This is a genomic window from Microbacterium sp. UCD-TDU (genome assembly GCF_000340625.1).
Classification (GTDB): domain Bacteria; phylum Actinomycetota; class Actinomycetes; order Actinomycetales; family Microbacteriaceae; genus Microbacterium; species Microbacterium maritypicum.
The window spans coordinates 397,342-411,763 of sequence record NZ_KB454446.1; the positions used below are offsets into that span (position 1 = coordinate 397,342).

At 68.3% G+C, this 14,422-nt stretch carries 15 protein-coding genes; 8 read left to right on the forward strand and 7 right to left on the reverse strand.

Translation table 11 applies throughout. From position 1 onward, the window contains the following. Positions 1 to 7: 7 nt before the first annotated feature. Positions 8 to 835, forward strand: a complete 828-nt coding sequence (locus D514_RS24670; protein WP_017828963.1) for a class I SAM-dependent methyltransferase — start codon at positions 8 to 10, stop codon at positions 833 to 835. A 23-nt stretch (positions 836 to 858) separates the two neighbouring features. Here D514_RS24670 and D514_RS24675 read toward each other — a convergent pair whose 3' ends face one another. The 3 genes from D514_RS24675 to D514_RS24690 all read right to left on the reverse strand — a co-directional run bounded on the left by D514_RS24675 (position 859) and on the right by D514_RS24690 (position 3,034). After that, entirely contained in the window at positions 859 to 1,989 is a 1,131-nt protein-coding gene (locus tag D514_RS24675) for a folate-binding protein YgfZ (RefSeq protein WP_017828964.1), read from the reverse strand. 1 nt (position 1,990) lies between these two features. Next, positions 1,991 to 2,593, reverse strand: coding sequence for an FABP family protein (locus D514_RS24680; protein WP_017828965.1), 603 nt, complete (start codon positions 2,591 to 2,593; stop codon positions 1,991 to 1,993). Between the two features lie 150 nt (positions 2,594 to 2,743). Then, a complete protein-coding gene (locus D514_RS24690) occupies positions 2,744 to 3,034 on the reverse strand; it encodes a hypothetical protein (protein ID WP_017828966.1) in 291 nt (96 codons plus the stop codon). 71 nt (positions 3,035 to 3,105) lie between these two features. Here D514_RS24690 and D514_RS24695 point away from each other — a divergent pair, with 71 nt between their 5' ends. From D514_RS24695 to pstB, 7 genes are all read left to right on the forward strand, one after another. Next, complete coding sequence (locus D514_RS24695) at positions 3,106 to 3,789, forward strand: response regulator transcription factor (protein ID WP_017828967.1); 684 nt, start codon at positions 3,106 to 3,108, stop codon at positions 3,787 to 3,789. 51 nt (positions 3,790 to 3,840) lie between these two features. After that, positions 3,841 to 6,006 (forward strand): RNA degradosome polyphosphate kinase, encoded by a 2,166-nt coding sequence (locus tag D514_RS24700; protein WP_017828968.1) that lies wholly within the window; start codon positions 3,841 to 3,843, stop codon positions 6,004 to 6,006. Continuing rightward, on the forward strand, positions 6,003 to 6,992 hold the full coding sequence (locus D514_RS24705) for an NUDIX hydrolase (protein WP_017828969.1): 990 nt from the start codon (positions 6,003 to 6,005) through the stop codon (positions 6,990 to 6,992). The genes D514_RS24700 and D514_RS24705 overlap by 4 nt, the downstream gene beginning before the upstream one ends. Before the next feature lie 150 nt (positions 6,993 to 7,142). Then, positions 7,143 to 8,249, forward strand: coding sequence for a phosphate ABC transporter substrate-binding protein PstS (pstS, locus tag D514_RS24710; RefSeq protein WP_017828970.1), 1,107 nt, complete (start codon positions 7,143 to 7,145; stop codon positions 8,247 to 8,249). Between the two features lie 92 nt (positions 8,250 to 8,341). Then, entirely contained in the window at positions 8,342 to 9,292 is a 951-nt protein-coding gene (gene pstC, locus D514_RS24715; RefSeq protein WP_017828971.1) for a phosphate ABC transporter permease subunit PstC, read from the forward strand. Position 9,293: 1 nt separating this feature from the next. Next, positions 9,294 to 10,397 (forward strand): phosphate ABC transporter permease PstA, encoded by a 1,104-nt coding sequence (gene pstA / locus D514_RS24720; protein WP_017828972.1) that lies wholly within the window; start codon positions 9,294 to 9,296, stop codon positions 10,395 to 10,397. A gap of 28 nt (positions 10,398 to 10,425) precedes the next feature. Next, the gene (gene pstB / locus D514_RS24725) at positions 10,426 to 11,205 is read left to right on the forward strand and encodes a phosphate ABC transporter ATP-binding protein PstB (RefSeq protein WP_017828973.1); all 780 of its coding nucleotides are present in this window, start codon (positions 10,426 to 10,428) and stop codon (positions 11,203 to 11,205) included. A gap of 90 nt (positions 11,206 to 11,295) precedes the next feature. Here pstB and D514_RS24730 read toward each other — a convergent pair whose 3' ends face one another. From D514_RS24730 to sigK, 4 genes are all read right to left on the reverse strand, one after another. After that, entirely contained in the window at positions 11,296 to 12,180 is an 885-nt protein-coding gene (locus tag D514_RS24730; RefSeq protein WP_031205567.1) for an aminodeoxychorismate lyase, read from the reverse strand. 164 nt (positions 12,181 to 12,344) lie between these two features. Then, the gene (locus tag D514_RS24735) at positions 12,345 to 12,974 is read right to left on the reverse strand and encodes a hypothetical protein (protein WP_017828975.1); all 630 of its coding nucleotides are present in this window, start codon (positions 12,972 to 12,974) and stop codon (positions 12,345 to 12,347) included. A 29-nt stretch (positions 12,975 to 13,003) separates the two neighbouring features. After that, positions 13,004 to 13,798, reverse strand: coding sequence for an anti-sigma factor (locus D514_RS24740; protein ID WP_017828976.1), 795 nt, complete (start codon positions 13,796 to 13,798; stop codon positions 13,004 to 13,006). Next, on the reverse strand, positions 13,795 to 14,394 hold the full coding sequence (gene sigK, locus D514_RS24745; protein ID WP_031205569.1) for an ECF RNA polymerase sigma factor SigK: 600 nt from the start codon (positions 14,392 to 14,394) through the stop codon (positions 13,795 to 13,797). The genes D514_RS24740 and sigK overlap by 4 nt, the downstream gene beginning before the upstream one ends. Positions 14,395 to 14,422 lie beyond the last annotated feature (28 nt).

Sequence of the window (14,422 nt, forward strand, 5' to 3'; positions counted from 1 at the left end):
TGGAGACATGGCGTCATCTCCCCTCGGTCGGCCGACCCGCGGCACCACGGGGACCAACCGGCTGCGACGCAACGATCGCTGGATCGCCGCGAGCGACGCCCTGCGCCGAGCATCCGATCCGCTGGTCGTCGATCTCGGCTACGGAGCCAGCGGCGTGACCGCGTTCGAGCTCGCGACGCGCCTCGTCCGGGTGCGCGATGACGTCGAGGTGCGCGGTCTGGAGATCGATCCGGGGCGCGTCGCGACGGCCGACGCCCAGCTCGCCGAGGTGCGCGCGGGGCGGACGACCTTCGCCCCGGACCTCCCGGTCTCGTTCGGGCGCGGCGGCTTCGAGGTTCCGCTTCCCGGCGGACGCCGGGCCGCGGTCATCCGTGCCATGAACGTTCTGCGGCAGTACGACGAGCAGGACGTTCCCGATGCGTGGTCCCGCATGGCCTCACGCCTGGCGCCGGACGGGCTGCTCTTCGAGGGCACCTGTGATGAGATCGGCCGTGTCTCGAGCTGGGTCGACGTCGATGCACATGGCTCACCGCTGCGTTTCACGATCTCCCTGCGGCTCGCCGACCTCGAGCGCCCGAGCATCGTCGCCGAGCGATTGCCGAAGGCGCTGATCCACCGCAACGTCGCCGGAGAACGCATCCACGGGCTGCTCGTCGACCTCGACCGCGAGTGGGACCGCGCGGCGCCCCTGTCGACCTTCGGAGCCACGCAGCGTTTCCTCGCCGCCGTATCCGCTCTCCGCGCGCAGGGCTGGCCGATCCTCGGCGGACGCACGCGTTGGCGTCTGGGCGAGCTCACGCTGCCGTGGGCCGCAGTCTCTCCGCTCGCGGACTGAGTCGTCCTGCCGCCGAGGGCGGGTCAGAGCTCGACGCCGGAACCGCGAGGGTCGGGAGCCGTGGGCCGTCGCGACAGCCGCGTGAGGCGCGGGATATCCGCCGTCGCACCCGCATCCGCCGGGACGATCACCTGCTGAGAGGCGGCGATGTCGATGCCATCGGCGCGAACCACGAGATCGCCGATAGGTGCGCGCCGAGAGAGGATCGCGAGTGCGATCGGACCGTCTTCGTGATGACGCGCCACCGAGGTCAGGTGCCCGACCTCGTCGTCGCCGGCGAACACCGGCGCGCCCGGCTCGGGCAGCACCGCATCGCTGCCATCGAGGTGGAGGGCGGCCAGACGACGGGGCGGGTGGCCGAGGTTGTGCACCTTCGCGACGGTCTCCTGCCCGCGGTAGCAGCCCTTGTTCAGGTGCACCGCGCTGCGGATCCAGTCGGACTCGTGCGGCAGCGAGCGCTCGTCGACCTCTGTCTTCCACCGCGGGCGCCAGGCGGCCACGCGCAGCGCCTCCGCGGCGAGGAGGCCCGCGAGCGACTCCCGATCGATGGATGCGGCGAGGGCGTCAGCCGCCTCCTCCTCGAGGATCGCGACGCGCCAGGCGAAGTCGGCGGCGGGGTGCTCGGCGACCTCGGAGTACTGGTGTCCTCCGACGCTGATCCGCTGCCACGGGTCGGCCCAGACGAGGGCGGTGCCGTTCGGAGCTGACGCGGCAGCGGTCACCGCCGACGCGACGGAGCCGCCCTCGACATAACCGACCAGCACGAGGTCGGGTCGGATGTCGACCGTGGCCTGGGTGCGGAACTTCATGCGCGTCAGCCAGGCGGCGAGCGCATCGGCGTCGTCGGCGTCGACGATGAGCCACGTGGATGCGCCGTCGTCGAGCACACCGGCCGCGTGCTCGACGCGGCCCTGCGGATCGAGCACGAGGAGCTCTGTGCTGTCGCCGGGGGCGAGACGCCCCACGGCCTGCGACGTGATCGAATCGAGCCAGGTCAACCGCTCAGGGCCCGCCACCTCGATCACGGTGCGGTCGCCGAGCGGTGCGAAGGCCGAACCACCGGCGAGAAGTCGCTGCTCGCGGAAGGCGTCCCCGAAGTGCACGATCACGTCGCCGTCGGACACGACGCCGTCGATCTGGCTGAAGCCGGACACGTCAGACCTTGGCCAGGCGCGCCGACGCGTGCGAGCGCAGCGGGGTTCCGAGCGCGGCGATGTCCCACGCCCACAGCAGATGTCCGTCGACGAGGCCGTACATGCGCGACGATGCGGTGTGCACCTTCGCACCGGCGCTGCGCACGACGGCGTCGGAGCCGATGTCGATGCGCGGACCGTTGATCTCGCCGAGGTAGAGCTCGAGAGCGCCGTCGGCGTGCGCGAGCGAGACCTCGATGGGGAACCCGCCGCTCGGTGCACGCAGCTCTTCCACGTCGTCGACCGTGCGCGTGTGCACGGGCGCGGTGGGGGGAAGCAGCGCGGGGCCGGGATCTGCGGCCGTCGCCGGGCGCGCGAGTCGCCAGAAGCCCGTCTCGGCGAGGAGCGCCGCGGCGGGAGTGCCGTCCTCCGTGAGGAAGGTGGCCGTGCTGGAGTAGTTCAGGAACGGTCCGCCATCGTGGCTGAAGCTGATCCGGTGGGTGAACTCGCCCTGCAGGCGCTCATCCCCGACCGGGTAGTCGATGACGCCGGTGCCCTCCCAGACGCCGATAAGCCATGCGAAGGGAACGATATCGGCCGGAAGGTCGACGGGCAGTTCGAGCATTATCGCGTCAGCGCTGGCCGCGGAAGAGGTTGCGCAGCACCACTGCCGAGACGAAGACGATAGCGAGGCTCGCAAGGCCCAGCAGGCCGATGAAGAAGATTTCGAGCGCCATGAGGTCCATGTGCTCCACCTTACCGCGCCGCGCCGGTGTCAGGAGGGGATCAGCGCCGCGAGGCCGAAACCGACCGAGATGATGCCCATCAGCAGCAGAGCCCCGATGACGCTTCCGGAGACGCGGAAGATGAAGCCCTGGGTGCGCCCGTACCAGAGCTGCACCGCGAAGGACAGCAGGACGACGCCTCCGAACCCGACGAGCAGCCAGGGCACACGCCATTCCTCCGGCACGAAGATGCCGATGGCGACGGTGGCGAGGAAGGCCGTGGCCCAGACGACGAGCACACCGACGAACGCATTGCGTGGTGCGAGTGCGGGATCCGTCATGTCTCCATTGTTGCGCATCGCTCCCGGTATCATGGCGGCACGACGTCGATCCGCGTCTGTGAGGAGTGCGCGTGGCCCAGGTGCTGGTTCTGACCAACGCTCCGCTCTCCGAGCAAGTGCTCCCCGCGCTCGAGCTGCTGAGCCACCGCACGCGCCAGATCCCCGCAGAGACGTCGCAGCTGGTCAACGCCCCGGACCACGACGTCGTGATCGTCGACGGCCGCCACGATCTCGTCGCCGCGAAGTCGCTGTGCCGCCTGCTGCGGACCGCAGGGCAGGATGCGCCACTGCTGCTCGTCGTCACGGAAGGCGGGATGAGCGCGCTCTCGGGAGACTGGGGAATCGACGACGTCCTGCTCGCCACAGCCGGTCCTGCCGAGATCGATGCCCGGCTGCGTCTCGCGCTGGCTCGACGCGACGAGGTCGCCGAGCCCGCACGCGTGCAGGCATCCGGCGTCACGATCGACGAGCAGTCCTACTCGGCGAAGTTGCGCGGCAGGCCTCTGGATCTCACCTACAAGGAGTTCCAGCTGCTGCATTTCCTGGCAACCCACCCCGCTCGCGTGTTCACCCGCGAACAGCTGCTGAGCGAGGTGTGGGGCTACGACTACTTCGGAGGCACCCGCACCGTCGACGTGCACGTGCGACGGCTCAGGGCGAAGCTCGGCGACCAGGAGCAGATCATCGGCACGGTGCGAAACGTCGGCTACCGCTTCAACGTCAACGAGGACGAGAGCCTCGCGAGCGTGGTCTGACGATCGACTCCGTTCACACGCGCGTCACCTCTCGGTGCTTAGATGTACCCCATGATCGATCCCGCACTCGCCGACGCCGGGCTGGGTGACGCCGAAGACGACGACTTCGACGCCATCGAGTCCTACGACTCCCAGCTCCCGGACCACCGCTACCTGGATCGCGAGCTCAGCTGGCTCGCCTTCAACCAGCGCGTGCTCGAGCTGGCAGAGGATCCGTCGCTCCCCGAACTCGAACGCGCCAACTTCCTGGCGATCTTCGCGAGCAATCTCGACGAGTTCTTCATGGTGCGCGTCGCCGGACTCAAGCGCCGCATCATGACCGGTCTGGCCGTGCCCACCAACATCGGCCGCTCCCCCGTCGACGCCCTCGCCGACATCTCTCGCGAGGCGCACGCCCTGCAGCTGCGTCATGCCGACGCCTGGACATCGCTGGTGCGACCCGCCCTCGCCGAATCCGGAGTGGAGATCACCGAGTGGTCCGAACTCACCGATGGCGAGCGCGCGGCACTGTCGGAGTACTTCGGGGCCCAGGTCTTCCCGGTGTTGATGCCGCTCGCGGTCGATCCCGCCCATCCGTTCCCCTACATCTCGGGTCTCTCGCTGAACCTGGCGATCCGCATCCGCAACGCCCGCACGGGGCGCCAGGAGTTCGCGCGCCTCAAGGTGCCGCCCATGCTTCCGCGCTTCGTCGAGGTGCCAGGAGGCGGCGAGATCAAGCGCTTCCTGCGTCTGGAAGAGCTCATCGCCAACCACCTGGGCGATCTGTTCCCCGGCATGGAGGTGCTCGACCACCACGCGTTCCGCCTCACCCGCAACGAGGATGTGGAGATCGAGGAGGACGAGAGCGAGAACCTCATCCAGGCGCTCGAGGCCGAGCTCCTGCGCAGGAGGTTCGGCCCGCCCATCCGTCTCGAGATCACCGACGATATGGATGACGTCACGATGGACCTGCTGGTCCGCGAGCTCGACATCACCGACCTCGAGGTCTACCGCCTCCCCGGGCCGCTCGACCTGCGCGGTCTGTTCGATCTCTCGCGCATCGACCGACCCGACCTGCGCTATCCGCCGCATCTGCCCACCACGGCGGTGGCGTTCCAGCCCGCGGGATCGAGCGCCCGCGCCGACATCTTCAAGGCGATCCGCAAGTCGGACGTGCTGGTGCACCACCCGTACGAGTCGTTCACCACGAGCGTGCAGGCGTTCCTCGAGCAGGCCGCCCGCGATCCGCACGTGCTCGCCATCAAGCAGACGCTCTACCGCACCTCCGGCGACAGCCCCGTCGTGCAGGCCCTCATCGACGCGGCAGAAGCGGGCAAGCAGGTGCTGGCCCTCGTCGAGGTGAAGGCCCGCTTCGACGAGGCGAACAACATCGTCTGGGCGCGCAAGCTCGAGAAGGCCGGCGTGCACGTGGTCTACGGGCTCGTCGGGCTCAAGACGCACTGCAAGCTCGCGCTCGTGATCCGCGAGGAAGATGGGATGCTGCGTCACTACTCTCACGTGGGCACCGGCAACTACAACCCGAAGACCAGCCGCATCTACGAGGACTTCGGACTGTTCACCGCGGATGCGCAGGTCGGCAAGGACCTGACGCGACTCTTCAACGAGCTCAGCGGCTACGCGATCGAGAAGAAGTTCAAGCGCCTCCTGGTGGCGCCGCTGCATCTGCGCAAGGGGCTGATCCGCCAGATCGACGCCGAGCGGAAGAACGCCGAGGCCGGGATTCCCGCGCACATCCGCATCAAGGTGAACTCGATGGTCGATGAAGAGATCATCGATGCGCTCTACCGCGCGAGCGCCGCGGGAGTGAAGGTCGACGTCTGGGTGCGCGGCATCTGCAGCCTCCGCACCGACCTCGACGGCATCAGCGACAACATCACGGTGCGCAGCATCCTGGGGCGCTACCTGGAGCACTCGCGCATCTTCGCGTTCGAGAACGCCGGCGACCCGCAGGTGTACATCGGCAGCGCCGACATGATGCACCGCAACCTCGACCGCCGCGTCGAGGCTCTGGTGCGCGTGACTGACCCCGCCCACCTCAAGGAGCTCGAGACGTTCTTCGACCTGGCGATGGACGCCGGAACGACCTCGTGGCACCTCGGCGCCGGCGGCGTCTGGGAACGCCACGCCGTCGATGCGGAGGGCAAGCCCCTCATCGACCTGCAGGATAAGACCATGGGGTTGATCCAGCGGCGCCGTCGCGCACGGGCGGTTCGATGACTGCGCGACAGCTGCAGCTCCCGGCCGACACGGCGACGAGCTCGAAGTGGACGGACAAGGCCGTGTACGCGGCGGGGGCCGTCGTGTGGCGCCTGGTCGACGGCAAACTTCGCATCCTGCTGATCCACCGCACCAAGTACCGCGACATCACCCTCCCGAAGGGCAAGGTCGATCCCGGTGAGATGCTCGCCGAGACGGCCGTGCGCGAGGTGCACGAGGAGACCGGCATCCGCGTCTCTCTCGGGGTGTCGGTCGGCGTGAGCCGGTACCACCTCGCCTCGCAGAAGCAGAAGGTCGTGCACTACTGGGCTGCGGAGGCGACGGACGCGGCGATCCGGGAATCGACGTTCGTCCCCAACCGCGAGATCGCCGCGCTGGAGTGGGTCAGTGTGAAGAAGGCGCGCGCACGCCTGAGCTACCCCGTCGACCTGGAGATCCTCGACTTCTTCTCCAACCTCGTCGACGACGGCGTGCTGCGCACCTTCCCGGTGATCGCGCTGCGTCATGCGAAGGCCACGCCTCGTTCGGAGTGGGACGGTTCGGATGCCTCGCGACCACTCACCGAGCGCGGGCGCACGCAGGCGAAGTCCATCGTCGGACCGTTGCGCGCGTTCGGCGTGCGTCGGATCGTGACCAGTGACGCGGTGCGCTGCGTCGAGACGATCACCCCGCTCTCTCGCGCGCTCGATCGCAAGCCGGCGAAGACCGAGAAGATCAGCCAGGACGCCTGGGAGGACGGCGAGTCCGACCTGCGCGCGGTCGTCGGCCGCCGCATCCGCGCCGGCAAGCCGGCCGTGCTGTGCAGCCACGGTCCGGTGCTTCCCGGCCTGCTCTCGGAGATCGCGTTGGCCACCGGCACCATCCAGGGGTCCTACCTCAGCAGCGCAGCAGACCTCGAGCCTGCCGCGTTCTCGGTCGTGCATCTCTCGGCCACGAACCCCGGATCCGGGATCATCGCGATCGAGACGCATATCCCTAAAGTCTGACGGCCCTTGATTTCTCGCGGGAGCACCCCAGAGAGTCGCCCGTCGTTCACCTGCCGTTCACCTGCTCGGGAGAGTCTCGTTAACCGTCGCCCATAGCGTCACTGTGTGCCCTGCACCGGGCCCCACCCATTCCAGATCGAAGGATCCACAGTGAAGATCTCCCGAATCGCACGAATCGGCGCCATCGGCGCCGTCGCCGCTCTCGCCCTCGCCGGCTGCGCCGCGAACGAAGGCGGCACCGGCTCCACCGACGAGCCCACCTCCAACACTTCCGCCGTCAGCGGCTCCCTGGTCGGCGCGGGCGCTTCCTCGCAGCAGGTCGCCATCCAGGCGTGGACCGCCGAGTTCCAGAAGACCAACCCCGACGCCCAGGTCGAGTACGACCCGCAGGGCTCGGGCGGTGGCCGCGAGTCCTTCCAGCAGGGTGCGGTCAACTTCGCCGGTTCCGACCGTGCGTTCAAGACGGACGAGATCTCGGCCGGCGGCTTCGGCGCGTGCGTCGACGGCTCGGACATCATCGAGATCCCGGCCTACATCTCCCCGATCGCTATCGTCTTCTCGCTCGACGGCGTGGACGAGCTGAACCTCGCCCCCGAGACGATCGCGTCGATCTTCGCCGGCAAGATCACCAACTGGAACGACCCGGCGATCGCCGAGGACAACCCCGACGCGAAGCTTCCCGACCTCGCCATCACGCCGGTGCACCGCTCCGACAAGTCGGGCACCACGGGCAACTTCACCGACTACCTCGCACAGACCGCGGGTGACGTGTGGACCGCAGGCAGCGTCGAGGAGTGGCCGGCCGACCTCGCCGGCGAGTCCGCCGAGAAGACCTCGGGTGTCGCCAACGCCGTCAAGGGCGGACAGGGCCTCATCGGCTACATCGACTCCTCGCAGGCCGCCGACTTCTCGGCTGTCAACGTGAAGGTCGGCGACAAGTTCGTGCCGCACTCGGCCGAGGGCGCCGCCGCGACGCTCGACGCATCGAAGATCGAGGAAGGCCGCACCGACGGCGACCTCGCCTTCGCGATCGACCGCACCACCACCGCTGACGGCGCGTACCCCGTGCTCCTCGTCAGCTACCTCATCGGCTGCGCCGAGTACGAGGACGAGAACGTCGCGGCACTGACCAAGGCGTTCTTCACCACCGCGATCAGCGCCGAGGGCCAGGACGCCGCCGCGACCAACGCGGGCAGCGCGCCGATCTCGGACGACCTGCGCACGCAGGCCCAGGCTGCGATCGACCTCATCAAGTGAGCCAGTGACGGTCTCCGGGATGCCTCACGGCATCCCGGGGACCGTCTGCTCGCGTCAGACACCCGATCTCCACTGAGCAGGAAGCAGCTCCCATGACAGCCACGACCTCGCCGGCGTCGACGCGCATCGTCGCGAAGAAGCGCGCCGGTGACCTCTGGTTCTCCGGAACGGCGGTCGCCGCCGGTTCCATGATCATGATCACGCTGGCCGCGGTCGCGATCTTCCTCATCGTTCAGTCGATCCCGGCCTTCACCGCGACCGCTGAGGACGCCTCGCTCCTCAAGACGAGTTTCTGGGACTACGTCGGCCCCCTCCTCTTCGGCACCGTCTGGGCGGCCTTCCTGGCCCTCCTGCTGGCCGTGCCGCTCTCCCTCGGCGTCGCCCTCTTCATCACGCACTACGCCCCGCGACGACTCGCTCAGGGCCTGGGCTACGTGGTCGACCTGCTCGCCGCCGTCCCCTCGGTCGTCTTCGGCCTCTGGGGCATCCTCGTCCTGGCCCCGGCCGTGCAGCCCATCTACGTCTGGCTGAACACGAACGCCTCCTGGATCCCGCTCTTCAGCGGCGTCGTCTCCCCCACCGGCCGCACGATCCTCACCGCTGCCATGGTGCTGGCGGTCATGGTCGTACCGATCATCACGGCCATCTGCCGCGAGATCTTCCTGCAGACGCCTCGACTGCATGAGGAAGCCGCTCTCGCCCTCGGCGCCACCCGATGGGAGATGGTGCGCATGGCCGTGCTGCCCTTCGGCCGCTCCGGCATCGTCTCCGCCTCCATGCTCGGCCTCGGCCGCGCGCTCGGTGAGACCATGGCCGTCGCGATGGTGCTCTCGGTGAGCAAGGCCGTCACGTTCGAGCTGCTCACCTCCACGAACCCCTCCACGATTGCAGCCAACATCGCGCTGACGTTCCCCGAGGCGTACCAGGTCAACATCAACATCCTCATCGCGACCGGTCTGATCCTGTTCGTCGTGACGTTCGCGGTGAACGCTCTCGCACGCTGGTTCGTGAACCGCCGCAAGGAATTCTCGGGAGCGAACTGACATGACCGTTACCGCCCCTGAATCGGCTCGCACGGCGAGCGCCGCTCCTTCCCAACTGTCGCTCAGCTCGGGCCACCTCCCCCGCTGGTCGCCCTGGGCCCTCCTCGCCCTCTCCTTCCTCATCGGCTTCACGCCCTTCGCACTCGAGGCAGTGGCCAGCGGATCCGACCTCAACATCGCCGGCTCCGTCGTGCTCGGGGCGGTCATCTACCTGGTGCTCATCTACGTGATGTCGCGCATCATCGAAGGCTCGAGGAAGGCGCTGGACCGCCTCATCACCGGCGTCGTCACCTCGGCGTTCGCGATCGCGATGGTGCCGCTGGTGTCGGTCGCGATCACCGTGGTCGCCAACGGAGTCGCCCGCTTCGACGGGCTCTTCTTCTCGTCATCGATGCGCGGAGTGCTCGGCGAGGGCGGCGGCGCCCTGCACGCCGTCATCGGCACGCTCCTGGTCACACTCGCCGCGGCGGTCATCTCGATCCCGATCGGTCTGATGACGGCCGTCTACCTCGTCGAGTACGGCAAGGGCGGGCGCATGGCGCGCACCATCACGTTCCTCGTCGACGTCATGACCGGCATCCCCTCGATCGTCGCGGGTCTGTTCGCCTACGCGGTCTTCGCGCTGATCTTCGGTCCCGGTGTGCGCATGGGCATCGCGGGCTCGGTCGCTCTGGCCGTGCTCATGATCCCGGTCGTCGTGCGCTCCACCGAGGAGATGCTGCGACTGGTACCGAACGAGCTGCGCGAGGCGTCGTACGCTCTCGGCGTCCCGAAGTGGCTCACCATCGTCAAGGTGGTCCTTCCGACCTCGATCGCCGGCATCACGACGGGTGTGATGCTCGCCATCTCCCGCGTGATCGGCGAGACCGCGCCGCTCTTGCTCACGGCCGGATTCACCGACGCCATGAACTACAACCTGTTCAGCGGACGCATGCAGACCCTCCCGGTGTTCACGTACTCGCAGTACGCATACCAGGGCATCCCCGCTGAGGCATACGTGGAACGGGCCTGGGCCGCCGCCCTGACGCTCATCATCATCGTCATGCTGCTCAACCTGATCGCGCGGCTCGTCGCGAAGATCTTCGCACCCAAGACCGGCCGCTGAGCCTCGACCCGACAAGCAAGGAACTGCAGTGTCCAAGAGCATTGAAGTCAACGACCTGAACGTCTACTACGGCGACTTCCTCGCCGTGGAGGGCGTGTCCCTCGACATCCAGCCGCGCAGCGTCACCGCGTTCATCGGCCCCTCCGGCTGCGGCAAGTCCACGTTCCTGCGCACCCTCAACCGCATGCACGAGGTCATCCCCGGCGCCCGCGTCGAGGGCGAGGTGCTGCTCGACGGCAAGGACCTCTACGGCCCCGGCATCGATCCGGTGCTCGTCCGCCGCCAGGTGGGCATGGTCTTCCAGCGTCCGAACCCCTTCCCCACGATGTCGATCAAGGAGAACGTCCTCGCCGGTGTGAAGCTCAACAACAGCCGCATGTCGAAGAGCGACCAGGACGCCCTCGTCGAGAAGTCGCTCACGGGCGCGAACCTGTGGAACGAGGTCAAGGACCGCCTCGACAAGCCCGGATCCGGCCTCTCGGGCGGTCAGCAGCAGCGTCTGTGCATCGCCCGTGCGATCGCCGTGTCGCCCCAGGTGCTGCTGATGGACGAGCCGTGCTCGGCTCTCGACCCCATCTCGACCTATGCGATCGAGGAGCTGATCGGGGAGCTCAAGAACGAGTTCACGATCGTGATCGTGACGCACAACATGCAGCAGGCGAGCCGAGTGTCCGACAAGACCGCGTTCTTCAACATCGCCGGCACCGGCAAGCCCGGCAAGCTGATCGAGTACGACGACACCACGTCGATCTTCACGACCCCCTCCGTGCAGGCCACAGAGGACTACGTTTCCGGACGCTTCGGGTGAGCTGAGGAACACGAGAAGAGGGCCCAGGAACTTCGGTTCCCGGGCCCTCTTCTCGTTCCGGCGCCTCTTCGCGTTCCGGCGCCTGAAGGATCAGTCGCGGGGCGAGAGCAGGTAGCGGTTCAGGTCGGCGGTCAGCGTGTGATCGACCGGAAGTGCGACATCGTCGACGGCCGTGATCGCGGCGGCGAGACGCACGCTCGACACCAGCCAGGCGGCGTCGGCTTGAGGGAGGTCGGTCGCCGGGATGCGGTCGTAGCCGACGTCGAACCCCTGCGCGGCGAGATACTCGTACACGCTGAGCTGAGTCGTGCCGTGCAGGATGCCGCCGTTCGGGGCCGGGGTCACGAACCGATCACCGAAGCGGAGGATCAGCGAGGCGGTCGGAGCCTCCAGCACGAACCCGTCGCTCGAGAGGAAGATCGCATCGTCCGCGCCGCGTCGGTGCGCCTCGCGAAGGGCGGCCATGTTCACGGCGTACGACAGCGTCTTCGCGCCCAGCAACAGCCACGGGGCACGTTCCGCCGCACCCAGGTCGTACCCGCGGTCGAGCGTGACGACGCGCACGCCTCTCTCGCGTACGGCCGAGAAGTCGGCGGCCGGGGCCGCGGTCACCCACGCGGTCGGCGTGGGCCCGTGCTCCACCCCGCGACTGAGGATGAGCTTGATGACCGACTCCCCCGCACCCAGCTGCGCGGCCGCGTGGTCGATGGCCTGGCGCCACTGCGCGAGGTTCGGCACGGGAAGGTCGCACAGCCGGGCCGAATGCGCGAGGCGTTCCAAGTGGGGCACGACCTCCTGCGCATGCCCGTCGACCACGCCGATCGACTCGAACACGCCGTCACCACGCTGTGTGCTCAGCTCCCCGACGCTGAGCGCGGGGGCCGCAGCGTCGACCTGCGTGAAGGTGTCGGCGAAGTCGCTGCGCTGCACGTCGGCGGCGACGGGATCGATCATGAGTGCAAAGCGCCCTGTCATGATCCGAGCCTAGATGGCGGGAATACCCACCGCCTCATCGCGTTACAATTGAATGGCCGGGCCGCATAACCCCGGGCTCCAATTTTTGCCGCTTTGAGCGGCCTTCCGCCGAGAGGCGTTCTTGCGGCCCGGTCTTTTCATGTCCGGGCAGCCTTTCCGTCACCTCAGGCGAGAGCATCCATCCGCCACAGCACAGCGGCCGCGGCCAGATCCTGACCGTAGCTGCTCAGCCGCAGCGCGCGCGTGGTCAGCTCGCTGGCCCGAGCCGGCTCGGTCGGCTCGTAATCGTCGGCGGCATGGGTCGCCCCCGAGGCCTGCACGCGGCAGAACGCCGCGGCCCGGTCGAGCGCGACGGCGAAGTCGCCGCGGAACGCGCCCCGCAGGATCGTGTCGATCAGTGCGACCAGCTCGTCCGGACTCGCCGGCACCGGCGCTCCCGCGATGACCGCATCCGCCGACGGCAGTTCGACGCGCCCCCGGTCGTAGAGGAGTGCGGCGGTCTGCGGGTCGCCGTGGATCGCGAGCTGCAGGACGTAGAGGCGCCAGAGTGCGCCGGGCAGCGTGCGCGACGGCGCCTTCGACCACAGTTCGGCGATCTCGTCGATCCCGTGCTCGGCGGTGAAGGCCACGAGACGTTCCGCACTCGCCCCGCTCTCGTCCGCGCGGACACGGGTCAGCAGAGCGGATGCCGTGGCATGCGCGACGCGCGTCTCCTCGGCGGGATCGTGCGCGCCGACGATGTTGTCGAAGGCACTCGTGGGGCGGCGCACAGGGCGGTGGTACTGCTCGGGCATCCCTCCAGCGTACGCGCGATCAGTGCGGCTCACGCCGTGGGGATCACGATCACCGGATCGGTGGTGGGCTGACCGGACGGTGAACCGCCGGCCTGCTCGACGGTCACGGCGATCGCGTCGCCTGCCTGCATGTCACCCGTGAGCAGGGCTGTGGCCTCCCCACCGTCGACGTCGAAGACGCCGGCGGCGACGGGGCCGTCACCGCGCACGAACCACAGTTCGTAGGTCTGTCCGTCACCCGGGCTCGGCAGTCCGTCGGCCACCAGCACCGCCTTGCCGGCGGACGCCGACCAGTGCGCTGTGGCACTGCCGCCGTCGTCGAGCTCGACGGTCGCCTGCTGGGCATCTGCGGCGGCTTCGATCTCCTGCAGAGCGACCACGCTCGCGGGCGGGTTCAGCTGCTGGTTGAGAGCGACCGCACCGATTCCGACGCCCACGAGCACGGCGAGGCATGCGGCCAGGGCGAACACGCTCCGCGTCCAGCGGCGCTGCTTCGGCTTCGGTGAGATCGCGGGCTCGGCACCGGCGCCGTACGAACCGAGTGTGCTCTCGGCGTTCGCCGAGGAGTGGTCCGGATCCGTTCTCGATCCGTCGTCCTGCGGCATGTCCGCGATCCGCGCGAGCAGAGCGGTACGGATGTGCGAGGGCGGGGTGACAGGCTCGACCGGGTCTGCGAGCGACGCAGCGGTGGCGGTGTCCGCATCCACAGTGTCCTCCCATTCCGGGTGCTCAGCGAGGGCAGCGCGATAGCGTCGCTCGTCTTCTGCGTCGAGCGAGTGCAGCGCGGCACCTGCCGCGAGTTCCGCGAAGTCCTTCTCGTTCATGCCGTCACCCCCATCGCCGTGCGCAGACGAGTGAGCCCGTCTCGCATCCGTGTCTTGATAGTCCCCAGCGGCGCTCCCACGAGTGCCGCGATCTCGTTCTGACTGTAACCGCCGTAATACGCGAGGACGAGCGCTTCACGTTGCGCTTCCGGAAGACCCGACAGCGCTTCGACGACCTTTCCTCCCTCGATCCCCAATTCGACCTGCTCCGCGACACTGTCGTGCGCGACGCCGATGTCCTTGAATCCCGCTCGTACGTCTCGGTCGGCGCTCGACTGCGAAGCTCGCACCCGATCGACGGCCCGGCGATGAGCGATCGTCATGATCCACGCTCGTCCCTGACCTCTGTTCGGAGCGAACCGGGAAGCGGATTGCCAGATCTCCAGAAAGACTTCCTGGAGCACCTCCTCGCTCTGCGCGCGGTTGATCAGCACACGGAGGATGAGGCCGAACACGCGGGAGGAGAGCATGTCATAGAGAGTCGCGAAGGCAGCCTGATCACCGGAGGCGACGCGGACGATGAGGTCGGCGACAGCATCCTGCGTCGCTCCGTCCTCGGGAACGTCGAACCCATCGATGACCATCTCCATAAGCATGCCGTATCTCCTCCCCGATCACGTGCAG

Coding starts and splice junctions, on each gene's coding strand:
- D514_RS24670 (WP_017828963.1), top strand. CDS start 8: ATGGCGTCATCTCCCCTCGGTCGGCCGACCCGCGGCACCACGGGGACC.
- pstA (WP_017828972.1), top strand. CDS start 9,294: ATGACCGTTACCGCCCCTGAATCGGCTCGCACGGCGAGCGCCGCTCCT.
- D514_RS24700 (WP_017828968.1), top strand. CDS start 3,841: ATGATCGATCCCGCACTCGCCGACGCCGGGCTGGGTGACGCCGAAGAC.
- D514_RS24705 (WP_017828969.1), top strand. CDS start 6,003: ATGACTGCGCGACAGCTGCAGCTCCCGGCCGACACGGCGACGAGCTCG.
- D514_RS24680 (WP_017828965.1), bottom strand. CDS start 2,593: ATGCTCGAACTGCCCGTCGACCTTCCGGCCGATATCGTTCCCTTCGCA.
- D514_RS24690 (WP_017828966.1), bottom strand. CDS start 3,034: ATGACGGATCCCGCACTCGCACCACGCAATGCGTTCGTCGGTGTGCTC.
- D514_RS24740 (WP_017828976.1), bottom strand. CDS start 13,798: ATGAACGAGAAGGACTTCGCGGAACTCGCGGCAGGTGCCGCGCTGCAC.
- D514_RS24730 (WP_031205567.1), bottom strand. CDS start 12,180: ATGACAGGGCGCTTTGCACTCATGATCGATCCCGTCGCCGCCGACGTG.
- pstC (WP_017828971.1), top strand. CDS start 8,342: ATGACAGCCACGACCTCGCCGGCGTCGACGCGCATCGTCGCGAAGAAG.
- D514_RS24735 (WP_017828975.1), bottom strand. CDS start 12,974: ATGCCCGAGCAGTACCACCGCCCTGTGCGCCGCCCCACGAGTGCCTTC.
- sigK (WP_031205569.1), bottom strand. CDS start 14,394: ATGCTTATGGAGATGGTCATCGATGGGTTCGACGTTCCCGAGGACGGA.